The 16470-nt window shown below is 63.2% G+C and carries 14 protein-coding genes and 2 rRNA genes (1 of these 16 only partly in view); 9 read left to right on the top strand and 7 right to left on the bottom strand.

Going from position 1 to position 16470, the window contains the following annotated elements; translation table 11 throughout:
- Positions 1–15 precede the first annotated feature (15 nt).
- From F3W81_RS01175 to F3W81_RS01165, 3 genes are read right to left on the bottom strand one after another with little or no spacing between them, the layout of a single operon-like run.
- The gene (locus tag F3W81_RS01175) at positions 16–780 is read right to left on the bottom strand and encodes a nucleoside phosphorylase (RefSeq protein WP_193081798.1); all 765 of its coding nucleotides are present in this window, start codon (positions 778–780) and stop codon (positions 16–18) included.
- Positions 770–1537: an ABC transporter permease gene (locus F3W81_RS01170; RefSeq protein WP_226941791.1), complete on the bottom strand. Its 768-nt coding sequence runs from the start codon at positions 1535–1537 to the stop codon at positions 770–772. The genes F3W81_RS01175 and F3W81_RS01170 overlap by 11 nt, the downstream gene beginning before the upstream one ends.
- Positions 1537–2283, bottom strand: coding sequence for an ABC transporter ATP-binding protein (locus F3W81_RS01165; protein ID WP_226941790.1), 747 nt, complete (start codon positions 2281–2283; stop codon positions 1537–1539). Before F3W81_RS01165 ends, F3W81_RS01170 begins: the two co-directional genes overlap by 1 nt.
- Before the next feature lie 378 nt (positions 2284–2661).
- On the opposite strand from F3W81_RS01165, the gene F3W81_RS01160 reads away from it, so the two are divergent.
- The 9 genes from F3W81_RS01160 (at position 2662) to F3W81_RS01120 (ending at position 10676) form a co-directional block, all read left to right on the top strand.
- A complete protein-coding gene (locus F3W81_RS01160; RefSeq protein WP_226941789.1) occupies positions 2662–3543 on the top strand; it encodes a helix-turn-helix domain-containing protein in 882 nt (293 codons plus the stop codon).
- 152 nt (positions 3544–3695) lie between these two features.
- On the top strand, positions 3696–4706 hold the full coding sequence (locus F3W81_RS01155; protein WP_193081796.1) for a TRAP transporter substrate-binding protein: 1011 nt from the start codon (positions 3696–3698) through the stop codon (positions 4704–4706).
- Positions 4707–4786: 80 nt separating this feature from the next.
- Positions 4787–5284, top strand: a complete 498-nt coding sequence (locus F3W81_RS01150; RefSeq protein ID WP_193081795.1) for a TRAP transporter small permease — start codon at positions 4787–4789, stop codon at positions 5282–5284.
- Positions 5281–6564, top strand: a complete 1284-nt coding sequence (locus F3W81_RS01145; protein WP_193081794.1) for a TRAP transporter large permease — start codon at positions 5281–5283, stop codon at positions 6562–6564. Before F3W81_RS01150 ends, F3W81_RS01145 begins: the two co-directional genes overlap by 4 nt.
- 14 nt (positions 6565–6578) lie before the next feature.
- Positions 6579–7424 carry a dihydroorotate dehydrogenase electron transfer subunit gene (locus F3W81_RS01140; protein ID WP_193081793.1) on the top strand — a complete coding sequence of 282 codons (846 nt, stop codon included), beginning with the start codon at positions 6579–6581 and terminating at the stop codon, positions 7422–7424.
- Positions 7424–8368 carry a dihydroorotate dehydrogenase gene (locus tag F3W81_RS01135; RefSeq protein ID WP_193081791.1) on the top strand — a complete coding sequence of 315 codons (945 nt, stop codon included), beginning with the start codon at positions 7424–7426 and terminating at the stop codon, positions 8366–8368. Before F3W81_RS01140 ends, F3W81_RS01135 begins: the two co-directional genes overlap by 1 nt.
- Positions 8365–9630, top strand: coding sequence for a Zn-dependent hydrolase (locus F3W81_RS01130; protein ID WP_193081789.1), 1266 nt, complete (start codon positions 8365–8367; stop codon positions 9628–9630). Before F3W81_RS01135 ends, F3W81_RS01130 begins: the two co-directional genes overlap by 4 nt.
- The gene (locus tag F3W81_RS01125; RefSeq protein WP_226941788.1) at positions 9627–10337 is read left to right on the top strand and encodes an orotate phosphoribosyltransferase; all 711 of its coding nucleotides are present in this window, start codon (positions 9627–9629) and stop codon (positions 10335–10337) included. Before F3W81_RS01130 ends, F3W81_RS01125 begins: the two co-directional genes overlap by 4 nt.
- A 15-nt stretch (positions 10338–10352) precedes the next feature.
- Positions 10353–10676, top strand: coding sequence for a hypothetical protein (locus tag F3W81_RS01120; protein ID WP_193081788.1), 324 nt, complete (start codon positions 10353–10355; stop codon positions 10674–10676).
- Positions 10677–10722: 46 nt separating this feature from the next.
- Here the strand turns inward: F3W81_RS01120 and F3W81_RS21070 are convergent, their stop codons facing one another.
- From F3W81_RS21070 to F3W81_RS01100, 4 genes are all read right to left on the bottom strand, one after another.
- Positions 10723–12273, bottom strand: a complete 1551-nt coding sequence (locus F3W81_RS21070) for a GTPase family protein (RefSeq protein WP_319022280.1) — start codon at positions 12271–12273, stop codon at positions 10723–10725.
- Positions 12260–13318 (bottom strand): YcjF family protein, encoded by a 1059-nt coding sequence (locus F3W81_RS01110; protein ID WP_193081787.1) that lies wholly within the window; start codon positions 13316–13318, stop codon positions 12260–12262. The genes F3W81_RS21070 and F3W81_RS01110 overlap by 14 nt, the downstream gene beginning before the upstream one ends.
- Before the next feature lie 1358 nt (positions 13319–14676).
- Positions 14677–14791: ribosomal RNA gene (rrf, locus tag F3W81_RS01105) — 5S ribosomal RNA — on the bottom strand.
- Positions 14792–14895: 104 nt separating this feature from the next.
- A 23S ribosomal RNA gene (locus F3W81_RS01100) occupies positions 14896–16470 on the bottom strand (it continues 1257 nt past the right edge of the window).

Here is a 16470-nt window from a genome sequence, read left to right as displayed (position 1 = left end):
TACTCCTGTTGGGGTTTATTGTTGGCGGAAAAGGGCGCGACCCGCGATATGCAGCAGGTTGCGCTGAGTGGTTTCATAGTCGACCAGCCAGTCGTTGGTGGCGCGGTTGCCGTGCACGCCCAGCAGGCAGGCGGCCTGCAGCCCAAGGGCACGGGCGACGGAGAGCACGACCTGGCTCTCCATCTCGACGCCGACGGCCCCGGCCTGTGCGAAGCCGTCGAGAAAGGCGGCCTCGGTCCCGTCGGGCAAGGGGCGGTCCTGCCCGAGGTAGTAGCTGTCGGTCGAGGCAACGGTGCCGCGATGCGCCGTCAGCCCAAGATCTTGCGCGGCGTCGCGCAGGCCTTGGGCGAGGTCGGCGTCGGCCTCGGCTGCGAACCCCTGCCCCGTATAAAGCGCGCCGACACCGGTCATGCCGATGGCCGCGTCGGGCACAAGGTAGCTGCCCGTCGCGATCTGGGGCACCAACGCCGACATGCCGCCGATCCGGATGACGCGGCGCGCGCCAAGATAGGCCAGCTCGACCAGTGCGATCTCGGTCGAGGGGCCGCCGATACCACCGGAGCAGATCGTCAGCGGCTGGCCCTTGTAGCGCCCGGTGATCAGCGCAAACTCGCGCTTGCGCCCGAAATCCTGCACGTCGCTCAGCATGTCGCGCAACAGCGCCACGCGGTCGGGATCGCCCGGCAGCAGGACATCGGCGGCGACATCCCCCGGCCCACAGGGCAGATGCGGCGGGCGGCCGTCCTTGAACGGCAGGCGCGCTGTTGGTTTATCGGCCATCCTGCACCTTCCACGCCAGCAACCGGCTCTCAAGGATCGTCAGGGCGGCATGCAGCACGATGCCCAGCGTCGAGGTCAGCAGCACCGCCCCGAACAGCAGCGGCGTCTTGTAGGTCGCCCCGGCGTAGGTCATCAGATAGCCCAAGCCGTCACTGCCCGAGATCCATTCGGCCAGCACCGCCCCGACCAGCGCCTGCACTGCCCCGATCTTCAGCCCGACAAAGATACCCGGCAGCGCCGCCATCATGTCGATCCGCCAGAACCGCTGAAACGGGTTCAGCTTCAACAGCTTGGCTATGTCGTGCATGCGGCTGTCGATGCCGCGAAACCCCGCCAGCGCGCCGACCAGCACCGGAAAGAACACCAGCGAGAAGATCAGCACCAGCTTGGCCGTCAGCCCCAGCCCGAACCAGACCACGAACAGCGGCGCCAGCGCGATCTTCGGCGCTGTTTGAAAGACCACCAGCGGACCATCCAGCAGCGTCGCAAGCCGCGGCAGCTTATACAGCGCATAGGCCCCGACGATCCCGGTGCCCGCGCCAATGGCGAGGCCCAGCAGGATGTTGCGCAGGGTGAACCAGAGGTGCGGCAACAGCTCGCCGCTCAGCAGCATGCTCCAGAGCGTGGCCATCGTCGCCTGCGGCGAGGGCAGCAGATAGCGCGGCATCTCCATCGGGCCGCTGGCGTACCACCAGGCCGCGATCAGCAGCAGCAGCGCCACACCATATTCGGCCATCGGGCGAAGGACGCGCAGCATCACTCGGTGTCCCGCAGATCGCGGCGCAGATCCGACACCAGCGCGTGATAGCCCGGCAGCGCCTTGGTGTCAGGCGTGCGCGGATAGGGCAGATCGACGGAATAGGTCTTTTTCAGGCGGCCCGGGCGCGGCGACATCACCATGATTTCGCTGCCGAGATAGGCGGCTTCCTCGACCGAGTGGGTGACCAGCAGGATCGTCTTGCCGGTCTGCTGCCAGATCTTCAGCAGCTCGTCGTTCAGCGTCTCCCGGGTCAGCAGATCGACGGCCGAAAACGGCTCGTCCATCAGCAGGATCGGCGGATCATCAGCCAAAGCGCGGGCAATCGCGGCGCGCTGGCGCATGCCGCCCGACAGCTGCTTGGGCAGCGCATCCTCGAACCCTGTCAGCCCGACGAGGTCGATCAGCTCCTGCACGCGGGCATTGCCGGCGGCGCGCTTGACGCCAGAGGTGTCGAGGGGAAAGCGGATATTGTCGCGCACCGATTTCCACGGCAGCAGCACCGCGTCCTGAAACACGAAGCCGACGGGGCGACGGATCGCGCCGGTCGCGAGGTCGATGGTGCCACCCGAGGCGTCCTCCAGCCCGGCAACCAGCCGCAGGAAGGTGGATTTGCCACAGCCCGATGGCCCCACGATCGACACGAAAGCACCTTCGGGGATGTGGTGGTCCATGGGCGACAGCGCCAGTACGCTGTTGCCGCCTTCCATTTTGAAGCTCTTGCTCAGACCGGAAACGCTGATCACGGCTCTGTCCTTTCTTCTCGGACTTTTGAAATCCCCATTGCCTTGCGGACTCATGGGGTGGGCGGCAAGCCCAGATTCTCAAATCTTAGACAGAGTTCGGATTTTTTGAAATTATTTTGTTAAAATTGCTCAGTTTTTCCGCAACTCCGTCGCGCGGATCAAAAAATTATCGCCCATATTCCTACATAAATTTCTGAAAACCAGTGGAAAACAGGAATCATGAACTCAGCCTGCGCTTGCAGACGCATTGCGATCCTACGTGCCACATGGTTGGATCAATCCTGAGACAAGGCGAATGACGCAGCAACGCCACAACCATCGGCAGAGAGCCGCATTCCACGGGTTGCAGGGACGGGTTGAGCGCAGAAAGAGGTTGCGGTGACGCAGGACAGTAAAGTGAATTTTGTCGAGGTTGGTGCCCGGCTGCGCGCGCATCGGCTGGGGCGCGCGTTGTCCCCTGAGGACCTCGCCAAGCGGCTCAACATTTCCCGCGCCGCGCTTTACCGCGCCGAAAAGGGCGAGATTGCCAAGATCGAAATGCTGACCGCCATCGCGGAAGAGCTGCACGTTTCCCTGCCCACCCTGCTGGGCGTCGGCATCGAATATGTCTCGAACGCCATCAGCTTTTTTGAGCGGATGCGCCAATTGGAGGAAGACAGCGAGCAGATCATCGGTCTGTTCAGCCCGATTTCCTACCTCGTAACGACCGGGCAATACGACATCGTTCTGGCAGATGTCCTGCGGGAATCAACCGGCGGCGCGCCCTCGAAAGATGTCGACATGGTCCTGTCTATATTGGCAAAACGCAAAGCCAGGTTCGCGCAGCGCAGGCCCTTGCTGGCCTCGATCATCTCCGACTCCGACCTTGAAAAGTTCCTGCGCGACGGCCTTGAGGGGCACATGGATCTCGACGCCGAGACGCGGTCCCAGCGCCGTCGCATGGCGCTGGCCGAGGTGCAGCACATCGCCGCGATGCTGCGGGCGCCCGACATCGGCATCCAGATCGGCGTGGCGCGCGAACCCATCCCTTCGACCTCGTTCCAGATCATCCGCAAGGGGGCGCAGTCGACGCTGACGATCAGCCCCTTCCGCCTCGGCCATAACCCCAACATCCGCGTCGGCGTCGGCCTGATCACCGCGGCCCCCGAAGCTCTGGAGCTGCACGAAGAGATCGCGCAGCGTCTCTGGGCCACCTCGCTCAAGGGGATGGAGGCGGCGCAGCACGTCGAGTCGCTGATTGCGCGGCACGGCATTTCCTGATGTCACTTGCGCACAAATAATCAGCGCAACGCCCACGCACGCTCGGCATTTTTACCAAATGTCTCATTTTTGAGATTATTTCATTGACCCTGACGCGTCGGCAGGAAACTTTACTCCCATCTCAAGCAAAAAAGTGACTCAGGGAGCATTTCATGAAATCCAACTTCATCCTCGCCGCGCTGACTGCCATGGGCCTCGTCGGCGCTGCCGTGCCCGGCATGGCGGCAGACTACGTTGCGAAAATCGGCCACCTCGAAAGCACACAGCAAAGCCGCCACATCTTTCTCGAGAAGGTCGGCGAGCTGGTCAAGGAACGCACCGGCGGCGAGGTCGAATTCCAGATCTTCCCGCAAGGTCAGCTTGGCGATCAGCGCCAGATGAACGAAGGCGTTCAGCTCGGCACGCTGGAAGCGACCGTCGCGCCTGCGGCTTTCCTCGGCGGTTTCAACCCGCTGGTGTCGATCCTCGACATCCCCTACCTGATCCCGGAAGACGCCGAAAAGGCCGCTGAGCTGCGCGATGGCCCCTTCGGTCAGGCGCTGCTGGACAGCTTTTCCGACAAGGGCATGGTCGCGATTGACCTGTGGCCGAACGGCAAGAAGCAGTTCACCTCGAACGATCCGATCGACACCCTTGCCGATTTCAAAGGTCAGAAATTCCGCGTCATGGACAGCTCGATCCTGATCGAACAGTTCAACGCGCTTGGCGCCTCGGCCATCGCCCTGCCCTTTGGCGAGCTCTACACCTCGCTGCAGACCGGCGTTGTCGATGGCGAGGAAAACCCCCTCGACACCATCAAGGCGATGAAATTTTACGAAGTGCAGAAGAACCTCGTCGTCTCCGACCACGGCGCGATGGAAGACGTGATCCTGTTCAACCCGACCTTCTGGAGCAGCCTGCCCGAGAAGGATCAAAAGATCATCAAGGACGCCTTCGCCGAAGTCATCCCCGAGCTGACCGCGCATAAGGCCGCTGCCGTTGCAAGCGCGCTTGAGACGATCAAGGAAGCTGGCACCAACGTCCGCATCGCCGATGCCGCAGAACGTACCGAGCTGCGCGACGTGATGTTCGGCCCGGCGTCCGACGCCTACGTCAAGAAAACCGGCGATGCTGGTCAGGCCCTGCTGGACATCTACCAAGAGTCCTACGACGCCCTGAAGTAAGCCACGACCGGGCCCGCCCTTTGCCGGGTGGGCCCACCCCTGCCATACCGGGCCCGAAACCCCCGAAGGATCCCCTCCCCATGAAAGCTCTCAACCTGTTGCGACTGATCGAGCGCAGCGTGCTTGTCGCTCTCTTCCTGACCATGGTACTGCTCTATTGCGGCTCGGTCGTGACGCGCGAGATCGGCGGCACCTTCGCCAGCCAGTTCGCCTGGATCGAAGAGGCCGTCCGGCTGATGAACCTGTTTCTGGTGTTCCTCGCCCTCGGGCTGGCGCTGGAGCGGGGCAAACACGTCGGGATCACCAATTTCCGCGATCGCCTGCCGCCGCGCGCTCTGCGCCTGATGGGTGGGCTGATCGACATCGTGGGGCTGTGCTTCAGCCTCTACATCGCCTGGCTGGCGCTTGAGCTGGTGCAGTTCGTGCTGAAAAGCGGACAACGCTCGCCCACCCTGGATGTGCCGATGGGGCTGATCTATCTCGCCCCCGTCATCGGCTTTCTGCTGCTCGCGCTGCGCTATGGCCTCAGCCTGTTTGGCGTCTTTGACCGCTTTGTTCCCATGGAGTCCGCCGAATGATCGTCGCCCTTATCGTCCTTCTGGCGGTCGTCCTGCTGGCCGCCGGATTCGAGATGCTGCTGGTGCTGGGTCTGCCCGCGCTCGCCTATAAACAAGTGTTCTGGGGGCAATTGCCCGACGCGGCCGTGGTGCAGAAGATCGTCGGTGGCATCGACCACACGACGCTTCTGGCGATTCCGTTCTTTATCTTTGCCGCCAACCTGATGGGCTCTGGCCAGATCGCGCGTCAGCTGGTCGGCGTGATCAAGGCGCTGCTGGGCCACACCCGTGGCGGTATGGGCCATGTCGTTGTCGGTGGCAGCATGGCGTTCGGCTCGGTCTCCGGCTCCGCGCCCGCGACCGTCGCCGCCCTTGGCCGCATGGTCTATCCTGAGATGCGCGCGGCGGGCTATTCCGAGAAGTTCAGCCTCGGCCTGCTGGTCGCCTCAGCCGAAACCGCACTGCTGATCCCGCCCTCGATCACGCTGATCGTCTATGGCTGGATCACCGGCACCTCGATTTCCAAGCTCTTCGCCGGGGGTTTGGCCGTCGGCATCGTGCTCGCCATCGCCTTTTCGCTGTTCGTGCATATTCAGGCCAAGCGCGACGGCGTGATCCCCGGCCCCCGCATGGGCTGGTCCGCCCGCCTGCGCGCCATGTGGGAGGCGAAATGGGCCCTCGGCATGCCCGTCATCATCCTCGGCGGCATCTATTCCGGCGTCATCACCCCGACCGAGGCCGCCGCCGTCAGCGTCCTTTATGCGATCATCGTCGAGATGGTCGTGTTCCGCAGCCTCAACTGGTCCGGCCTGTTCCGCATCACCGAAGAAAGCGCGATCAACACCGCGATCATCTTCGTGCTGCTGGCGATGGGGGGCCTCATTTCCTTCTTCGTGACGCTGGCACAGGTCCCGAATGAAATCATCAGCCTGCTGCAAAGCCTCGACGCCGGGCGCATCACCTTCCTGATCGTCGTCAACATCTGCTTCTTCATCGCGGGCATGTTCGTCGACCCGAACTCGACCCTGCTGGTGCTGGTGCCGCCGCTCTACCCGGTTGCCATGGCCTTCGGGATCGACCCGGTGCACTTCGGCATGATCGTCACGCTGAACGTCTGTCTGGGGATGATCACGCCCCCCTTCGGCCTCGATATCTTTGTCGCCTCCTCGACGTTGAACAAGCCGGTGGCCGACATCATCCGCGGCGTCTGGCCCTTCGTGCTGATCAACCTGATCGTGCTGATGCTGATCACCTATATTCCGCAGATTTCGCTCTTCGTGCCGAAACTGATCTTCGGCTGAGAAAGGCTCATTCCATGACCATCCATCCGACAATCCTCTCCGTTCCGGCGCCCGAGGGGTTGCAACCCCGTTGCGCCGAGGCGCGCACCCGCGTCGTCTCCAACACGCCCGTGAACGGCGAATATCACCTGCTGACCCTCGATGCCCCGGCTGAGGTTCTGGCCTGCCAGCCCGGTCAGTTCTTCCAGCTGCTCTGCCCCGAACCCGAAGGCGAACACCCCTACCTGCGCCGCCCCATGAGCATCTATGGCTATGACGCCGAGGCCGGTCAGCTGCAGTTCCTCTACAAGGTCACCGGTGCGGGCACGCGCGGTCTTGCGACGTTGAAATCCGGCGACGGGCTGAACGTGCTCGGCCCGCTCGGTCAGGGCTTCACCATGCCGGCAGAGCGCAAGAACCTGCTGCTGCTGGCGCGTGGCGTTGGCCTTGCGACGCTTGCCCCACTGGCGCGCATGGCCCAGCAACAGGGCCGCCGCCTGACCGCCATCTGCTCCGCCCGCCGCCCTGAACTGGCGATGTCGGTCGATCTGTTCCTCAGCTACGGCGCCGAGGTGATCGTGGTGCATGACGGCGATGGCAGTGCCACGCCCGAGGCGCTGCGCAGCGTGATCGAGGCGCAGATCGCGCAAGGCCGCGTCGATGCCTTCTACACCTGCGGCTCGGCCCGCCTGCTGCGCCTGCTGCAGGAGCTTGGCGCAAAGCACAACATCCCCGGCGAAGTCGCGATGGAACAGCAAATGGCCTGTGGCCTCGGCATGTGTCAGGCCTGCGTGCGCAGCTTCCGCGAAGGCGATCAGGTCGTGCACCGCCGCGTCTGCCGCGAAGGCCCGGTCTTCCCGATTTCGGAGGCGATTGCGTGATGAAAGACCTGCAAAATACGCCGCCCTGCGACATGGGCGTACAGATCGGCGGCCTGCGTCTGGCCAACCCGATCATGCCCGCCTCTGGCACGTTTTCCGAAGATCTGTCGGATGTCTTCGACCTCGACATCCTCGGCGCGCATGTGCTGAAAACCATCATGCGCGATGCCCGCGCCGGCAATCCGACGCCGCGCGTCTGCGACCTGCAAGGCGGCATGCTGAACGCCATCGGCATCCCGTCGAAAGGCATCGGCTACTTCCGCGACACCATGCTGCCCTATTGGGCGGGCTATTCCGCGCCGCTGATCGTGTCGATCTCGGCCCATACGATGGACGAATTCGCGCAGCTCTGCGAAGAGGTCACCCTGCCCGGCGTCGCCGCGATCGAGGCCAATATCTCCTGTCCCAACATCGAGGCGGACGGCCGCGCTTTCGCCATGCGCCCGGACACCACCGAACAGGTGATGACACGCCTGCGCGCCGCCACCGACCTGCCGCTCTGGGCCAAGCTGACCCCCAACACCGGCGAGCCGGTCGAGGTCGCCCTCGCTGCCGAGGCCGCTGGCGCCGATGCGCTGGTCGTGGCCAATACCGCGCTCGGCATGTCGATTGACGTCAGAACCCGCCAGCCGCGTCTGGGCAATATCATGGGTGGCATGTCCGGCCCCGCGATCAAGCCGATTGCCCTGCGCATGACCTATCAGATCGCCCGCGCCTGCTCCGTGCCCGTGATCGGCTGCGGCGGCATCGCCACCCGCGACGACGCGCTGGAGTTCATGATTGCCGGCGCCCGCGCCGTGCAGGTCGGCACCGCGACGTTCCAGTCCCCCACCGTCATGGCCCGCCTCGTGGCCGAACTCTCGGACTGGGCTGCGGCTGAGGGACTGACCTCGATCGAGCAGATCATCGGCACCGTCACCGCGCCGACAGGGGGCCATTCATGAAGGATTTGGACACGGACACCCTCGCCCCACTCGCCCAGCAGATCTTTGACGAGATCCGCGCCCTCTCGCCCGACACCGCAGGCGTCAGCCGCCCTGCGTTCTCCCCGCTTGAGACGCAGACCCTCGACTGGCTGTCCGAATTTGCGCAAGCCCACGGACTGCATGTCGAAGAAGACGCCGGGCGCAACCTGTTGTTCTGCCTGCCAGAAGATGCCAAGGCCGACAGCTGGGTGCTGATCGGCAGCCACGTCGACTCCGTGCCCATGGGCGGCAATTACGACGGCCTCGCCGGTGTTGCGGCCGGGCTGATCGTGCTGATCCGTGCCGCCCGCCTCGGCCGCCGCTTCCGCCGCCCCGTCAAATGCATCGCCATGCGCGGTGAGGAAAGCGCGTGGTTCGGCGCCTGCTACCTCGGCTCCAAGATGCTGACCGGGCAACTGCCCGCAGACGAACTCTCCGCCACCCACAAGGGTGACAACCGCCCGCTCTCGGCGCATCTGTCCGACCTCGGCATCGACACCGCGCCGCTGGCCGCCAACCTGCCGATCTGCGACCTTGCCCGGATCGAAGAATACCTCGAGCTGCATATCGAGCAGGGCCCGCTGCTGGTCGAACGCAATATCCCCGCCGCTGTCGTCTCGGGCATCCGCGGCAACTTTCGCCACCGGGCGATCCGCTGCATCGGGCAGGCCGGGCACTCTGGCGCCGTGCCGCGCGCCTATCGCCACGACCCCGTGCTGGCCTTTGCCGAGCTGATGCACCGCCTCGATTCCACCTGGAGCCACCTGCTCCAAACCGGGCAGGATCTGGTGCTGACCTCCGGCATCGTCGGCACGGACGCGGAAAGCCACGCCATCTCGCGCATCCCCGATCAGCTGCTGTTCTCACTCGACATCCGCTCGCAGGAGGCGGGCGTTCTGGACCAGATGCGCAGCTATCTGCGCGCCCAGATGGACGATATCGCCCGCAGTCGCGGCGTGCGTTTCGACACCGGGGCCGAGGTCGCCGTCGCCCCTGCCCTGATGGACCCTGCGATCATCGCAGGGCTTGAGGGCGCGATGCAAACCGCCACCGGCGACAGCTTCACCATGGCCTCGGGCGGTGGCCATGATGCGGCGATCTTTGCGCAGGCGGGCATCCCCTCGGGCATGGTCTTCGTGCGCAATCGCAACGGCAGCCATAACCCGGATGAGGCGATGGAGATCGAAGATTTTCTGGTAGGCACCGCCGTCTTATCCACCTATCTGGAGGAGGTCTCATGAAAGCGCCCCTCACCATGCCCCTGACCGCCGAAACCCGCGCCCATTATGCCCGCCGCACCGCCCTCGCGCTGCTGGATATCGGCGCGGTCGAACTGGCGGGGGCGCGGCCCTTCATCCTGTCCTCGGGCGTCGCCAGCCCGGTCTATATCAACGTGCGCAAGGTCATCTCTTACCCCGCGATCCGCGACATGCTGATGAGCTTTGCCACCGATGTGATCGACCACGAGATCGGGCGCGACAGCATCGACGCCATTGCCGGGGCCGAAACCGCCGGCATCCCCTTTGCCGCATGGATCGCCACGCTGACCGGCCTGCCGATGCAATACGTGCGCAAACGTGCCCAGGGCTTCGGCCCCGGTGCCCAGATCGAGGGCGTCTCCTACCCCGGTCAGCGCGTGCTGCTGGTCGAGGATCTGACCACCGACGGCGCCTCCAAGATCCGCTTCTGCGAGGCGCTGCGTCAGGCAGGCACAGAGGTACGCGATGTGCTGATGCTGTTCCAATACGACATCTTTACCGAGACCCGCAGCGCGCTGGCCGACCATGGCCTGCGGCTGCACACTCTGGCAAACTGGCGCGATATTCTGGCGGCTGCGGCGGACACCACGCATTTTCCGCAGGCCGATCTGGATCGCATCGAGAGCTTTCTGCAAGCGCCGCTTGAGTGGTCGGCGGCCCACGGCGGCTCACGCCGCCTCATTTTCTGACTGAAGGATACACTTATGTTCACGTTCATCCTTGATACCCTCAAAGACCAGGGCCGCGGCATTCACGCCTATCGCTCTGCCGCCAAGGCGCTGTTTGAAAAGGCCGCCGAAAGCCCCGACAACGCCGCCGCCTTCTATATTCTGGCCACCAGCGCCGACACGTTCGTCGACCGCCACGAACGCATGCCGATGTCAGCGCATGAGCTGGAGGACGCCTATAACGCCTTTCAGGCCGATATCACGGCCCTGCAAGCCGCCCATGACAGCGACGATACCAAGGCCATCCTCGCGACCCTGAACCGGATTGCGAACGCCCGCGCCCGCAACACCGCTGACTGAACACACCTTGCCGCGCAGCAAGAAACTGCGCGGCAAGGCTCTTGTCTCACTTGTCTTCGGGCCGCTTCTTGTTCAGCCCGAAGATTGAAAACGCCTGCCCCAGACCGCGCCCGGCCCGTGTCGCTTCCTTCAACAGGCCCGAGCGGCGGTTCTCGATCCGCAGGCGATTGCGCTGTGTCATCAGCGCCTCCCCGACATTGGCATCGATGCGCGCCCGCAGTGTGGCGATGTTCCAGTCCGGCTCGGTCAGCACCACCGGCACCGGGTGGATCCGCAGATCGCCGATATCCGCGATCACGGCCGCAACGATGTCGCGCGTCAGATCCATCGCAGGCTCGCTCAGCAAATTCTCAGGATAGGGCCAGTCCGGCAGGATCTCGTCGACGCAGCTGATCACCACGATCACCGGCGGCATCCGCCGCTCTGGCGTCTCGCGGAAGGCCTGCTGCAGCTGCGCCAGAACGGTGCGATCAATCTCGCGCGCCGGGCGGTTGGCCCGGATCGTCCAGAGGATCAGATCGCAGTCCTCCAATTCCTCCAGCACCGTCCGCGCAAGCGCTTTCGAACCGTCCAGCCCCGGCATATCCAGCAGCACCGCCGCGATGCCATCGAAATCGGCGGGATAGGTTTGCGGGCGGTCTGTCGTCGGGATCACATCCGTCTCGGCCACGTTGCTGCCAACCAGCGCGTTCACCAGACTGGACTTGCCCGCACTGATCTGCCCCGCCATCGCCACCCGCAGCGGCGTATCCGGCGCGGCCAGACGGGCCGAGTCCTCCTCCCCCTCGGCAAGGCGCAGCTCCAGCATCTCATTGACCGAAAACCGCAGCTTGCCGGAGTAGAGATCCACCGCCGACGCCGCGACCTCCTCCAGCAGCAGCGCCTGCAGGATCGCCGTCCCCTCGCCCGTGATGAACGAGGTATGCCCCTCCGCAATCGCGCCCTCGATCTCGCGCAGGATTGCGACGGGCAGAGACTTGATGGCACGAAACACGCGCCAGGCGGTCATGCCATGGGTGCGCGCCTGCCGTAACGCCTCGCGGTGCGTCCACAGCCAGTAGAGCGTCCCGACGGAAACGCTGTCGACAAAGGGCACGTTGTCGCGCATGTCCCGGCGCAGACGCACGACCACCCGGTCGACCAGCATCAGCGCCTCGGGCACGGTGAAATCCAGCACCCCCTTGCCCTTTTCGCCAGACCCGCTGGCGACAAGGCGCACCACTTCCTCCGCCACCGGATAAAGCTCCTCCCAAGGCAGCGGCGCGCTGGTTTTGGTGCTGATATAGTCGCGCGCCTCCTGAAAGGCGCGGGTCTCGCTGGCGGACCATTCGGGATCGATGCGTGCGTGAAACTTGGCGCCAGAAGGCTGCTCGGCCGCACCGCTGCGCCCCCGCCACCAGCGCGCCGCCAACCGGGTCAGGCTGACGACACCGTAAAAGGAAATCGAGGCGACGATGAAGGTCACGATCCAGCCGTGCTCCAGCATCCAGGCAAAGCCCGCGATCATCGCCGCCAGAAACGGCAGCCCCACCACGGAAACGGTCAGCACGGTATCCCAGCGCAACAGGGCCGGGCGCAGGCGGTCAATCAGGCGCATCAGAGGACCTTGAAAAAGCCTTGGCATAGACCGCGCGCAGATCCGCCTCGTCCGTGTCGCTGCCAGAGGCATGGGTGTGCAGGAAATAGGCCGCTGTCCGGCCAAGCGCATAGGTCGTGGCGAAACTGATCGAGCCTGAGGCCGCCGCCCCCACTGTCTGGCCGTAGACCGGGATCAGCTTGGCCAGCTGGCGCAACCCGTAGCTCGCGGCAAAGCGCGCCCCCAGCCCAACCCCGAGCGCACCGAGAAACGCCGACATCGTCCGCCGATCCCAGTGCACGTCGTAGTGCTGCCCCAGTTCGCGCAGCATCCCCAGCTGCACCGTCGGCACAGTGACAGCACCGACGATCGGCACCAGATCGGTCGAGGCCGCAAGCCCCGCGTAAAACAGCACCCTGTTGCGGATCGCCTGAAACGCCGCGCCCTCGTCGCCGCTGGCGCGATCCTGCGCCAGCAACAGCCCGACAGCGGGCAGCACCTTGAGCAATTCCGCGCGCAATTGCTCCACCCCCTCCTCCGCCTCGGGCGACAGGGACACCGTGACCACGGGCAGATCCTTGCGCCGCGCGGCCCGCGACATCGTCTTGAACACAGTGGTCTGCGCCCGCTCGCGCGCGCCGACGTCGCGCAGCAGATCCGCGCCCGTCAGCACCAGGATCGCCCGCAGTTTCGCGTCATGCCGGGCAATCTCCTCAAAAGCATCCGCAACAGCGCCCTGAACCGGGTCATCCAGCCGACAGACCACCAAAACAACATGGCTGCGGTTGCGACACTCCGCCAGATCCGCTGTGGGGTCATAGTTTGCCTCGCCCAAGCCGCGCGTGTCGAGAAAGCGCAACAGCGGCAGATCGGGAGGAAAGTCATAGGCTCTGGCCGAGGGCGTGCAGGCCTGAAAGCCATTGCCGATCTCCGCGTCGCTCTGCTGCGTCAACGCCCGCACCAGCGAGGATTTCCCCGCCCCGGTCTTGCCGAGCAGCCAGACCACCGGCAGCGCCTCGACCGGCAGCGCCTCCGCGATCGGATCTTTGTCATCGGAAAAGGGCATCACGGCAGCTCAGCTTTCGGCAAGGGACCAGTCCGCCCATCTTTCCGCGAAAGACTGTGCCTCTGCAATGCGTTGTGCTGCGTTAAGACGGTCTTCATCTTCGCTGAGCGGTTTTGGGCTTTCATCGCCCCTATTATCTGGGCGGCCCCCAAAACGGCTTTCCTCGCGGCACCTGCTGCCCGCCTCTTCTGTGTAGCTCTGGCCGGTGTTGTGGCGTTGCAGAGGCTTTCAGGCGGGCAACCCTCCACCTGAAAGCCTCTGATTGATCCATAATATTTGAGAGTTTCTTTGGCTTCGGAAGACCCTGAAGGGCTGCGCCTGCGGCGCGTCACCTTCTGAGGACAGCAGAGAGCCCCGTCCCGCCCAACCTGCGTCTGGCTTGAGGCGGCTGCGGGCGGCCTCTGCTCTACTGCCCCCTCCAAATCAGCTCAGGCTCAGCCGCTCATCTGAAAACCTCGGCAGCCGAGCGCATTGCAAGCGCCAGACGAGAGCAGCGACTGTTCTATAAGCCGATCCAGTCACCATGACGCGTGTCGTCTGATGGATACTTCTCGAAGCGATGGCGGCAGACGTATTGCTACCTTGCTACCTGAGGTTCCGGCTATATTTCAGATGGCAGTTCAACGTTTGATGCAATCCCCCATAGCCATATTCATCGCCCCCTTCACGGCTGTAACAAGCGCAGATGCTAAGCAACTGAAAATTCGCCCATCATCTCTCGCACCCCTTCTGCTCCATGCCCCCCGCGGCCTTCGTGAGGGCGTTCTGGGAGCTCTGAGCTGTACTGCTTCTTGGAGTACGTTTCCTGCAGGGCCTCCAGGAACGCCCTGAGGCGGGCGACTGCGCCTGTGTGTCACCAGTGTGCTGCGGCGTTGGAGGGCGTCTCCTGCGGGCCTCAGGGGGTCTGGGAGGGCCGTGAGGCGGGCCTTCTAGGCTGGTCAGCTGACGGCTCCCGGTCCTTGCCTGGCGCTTTGCTCGTGGCGTCGCGAAGCCTGGCGGCCGGGCGGGCGTCGCCTGTCGGTTACAGGGTCGGTCCGTCCTGGAGGCCCCTGCTCTTCGCTGCAGGGTCCGTCGCTCGCGCGCGTTTCTGTGCTTGCGCGTGTCTGGCGTGAGGCGTTGGCGGGAGGGCTCTGAGGGGGCGGGTTGCCGGCGAGCCAGGCCATCTGGCGGTCTGTGAGTTTCTGTTGTGTTTGTGATTTAGGACTGACGGGATACCGTTCTGATACCGACGGGATACCGACGTGAGGATTTGTGGCGCTGTCTTGGGTGTTTTTGGTGTGTATTAGGAACGACAAAACCCCGGAGCATTTCTGCTCCGGGGTTTTGTGTATTCTGACATCGTAATTGCTTTTTTCTAGGTCTGGCGGCGACTTACTCTCCCACGTCTTAAGACGCAGTACCATCAGCGCTACGGCACTTAACGGCTGGGTTCGGGATGGGACCAGGTGTTTTGCTCGCGCTATGACCACCAGACCGAGGAAAAAGCAGAGAGATATCAATGATGTCCGTATTGTACTGATACACTGTTATGTTGTGTATGCTTTTGATTAATCGCAGAAGTCTGACTTCTACTGGATCAAATCAAGCCTATCGGGCAATTAGTACTGGTCAACTGAATGCATTGCTGCACTTACATCTCCAGCCTATCGACGTGGTGGTCTACCACGGCCCTCAGGGATACCTTGTTTTGAAGGGGGCTTCCCGCTTAGATGCCTTCAGCGGTTATCCTGTCCGAACATAGCTACCCAGCACTGCCGTTGGCACGACAACTGGTCCACCAGTGGTTCGTTCACCCCGGTCCTCTCGTACTAGGGGCAACTCTTCTCAAGTATCCTACACCCACGGCAGATAGGGACCGAACTGTCTCACGACGTTCTAAACCCAGCTCACGTACCTCTTTAAACGGCGAACAGCCGTACCCTTGGGACCTGCTCCAGCCCCAGGATGAGATGAGCCGACATCGAGGTGCCAAACACTGCCGTCGATATGGACTCTTGGGCAGTATCAGCCTGTTATCCCCGGCGTACCTTTTATCCGTTGAGCGATGGCCCTCCCACTTGGGACCACCGGATCACTATGGCCGACTTTCGTCTCTGCTCGACTTGTCAGTCTCGCAGTCAGGCTGGCTTCTGCCATTGCACTCAACGAGCGATTTCCGACCGCTCTGAGCCAACCTTCGCGCGCCTCCGTTACGCTTTAGGAGGCGACCGCCCCAGTCAAACTACCCGCCACACAGGGTCCCGGCACCGGATAACGGTGCGCGGTTAGACATCAAGCAGAACAAGGGTGGTATCTCAAGGGAGGCTCCACAGGGACTAGCGTCCCTGCTTCAAAGCCCACCACCTATCCTGCACATGTTCGGCCTAATGCCAGTGTGAAGCTGTAGTAAAGGTGCACGGGGTCTTTCCGTCTAACCGCGGGAAGCCTGCATCTTGACAGGCAATTCAATTTCGCTGAGTCGATGTTGGAGACAGCGGGGAAGTCGTTACGCCATTCGTGCAGGTCGGAACTTACCCGACAAGGAATTTCGCTACCTTAGGACCGTTATAGTTACGGCCGCCGTTTACCTGGGCTTCAATTCAGAGCTTGCACCCCTCCTTTTAACCTTCAGGCACCGGGCAGGCGTCAGACCCTATACGTCGTCTTACGACTTCGCAGAGCCCTGTGTTTTTAGTAAACAGTCGCCACCCCCTGGTTTGTGCCCCCGGCACGCACTTGCGTACATACCGGGCCTCCTTCTCGCGAACTTACGGAGGTATTTTGCCGAGTTCCTTCAACATCGTTCTCTCAAGCGCCTTGGTATTCTCTACCAGTCCACCTGTGTCGGTTTAGGGTACGATCTCATGTAGGGCTATTTCCAGGAACCTCTAAGCGGCCCCTCCAATCCGATAAGGAGGAACAACCTTCGAGATCCGTCACATCCTACTGGCTCAGGAATATTAACCTGATTCCCATCGACTACGCCTTTCGGCCTCGCCTTAGGGGTCGGCTTACCCTGCTCAGATTAGCTTTAAGCAGGAACCCTTGGACTTTCGGCGAGGGAGTCTCTCACTCCCTTTGTCGCTACTCATGTCATCATTCTCACTAGTGATCTCTCCACCGGATGGCTCACGCCCCGGCTTCACAGAAAGCTCCTTGCGTCCAATCCTTCC

This window comes from Pseudooceanicola spongiae (genome assembly GCF_014899185.1).
GTDB lineage: Bacteria > Pseudomonadota > Alphaproteobacteria > Rhodobacterales > Rhodobacteraceae > Pseudooceanicola > Pseudooceanicola spongiae.
Note: the sequence above shows the minus strand (reverse complement) of the source record. Positions and strands in the feature narration are given on the sequence as shown.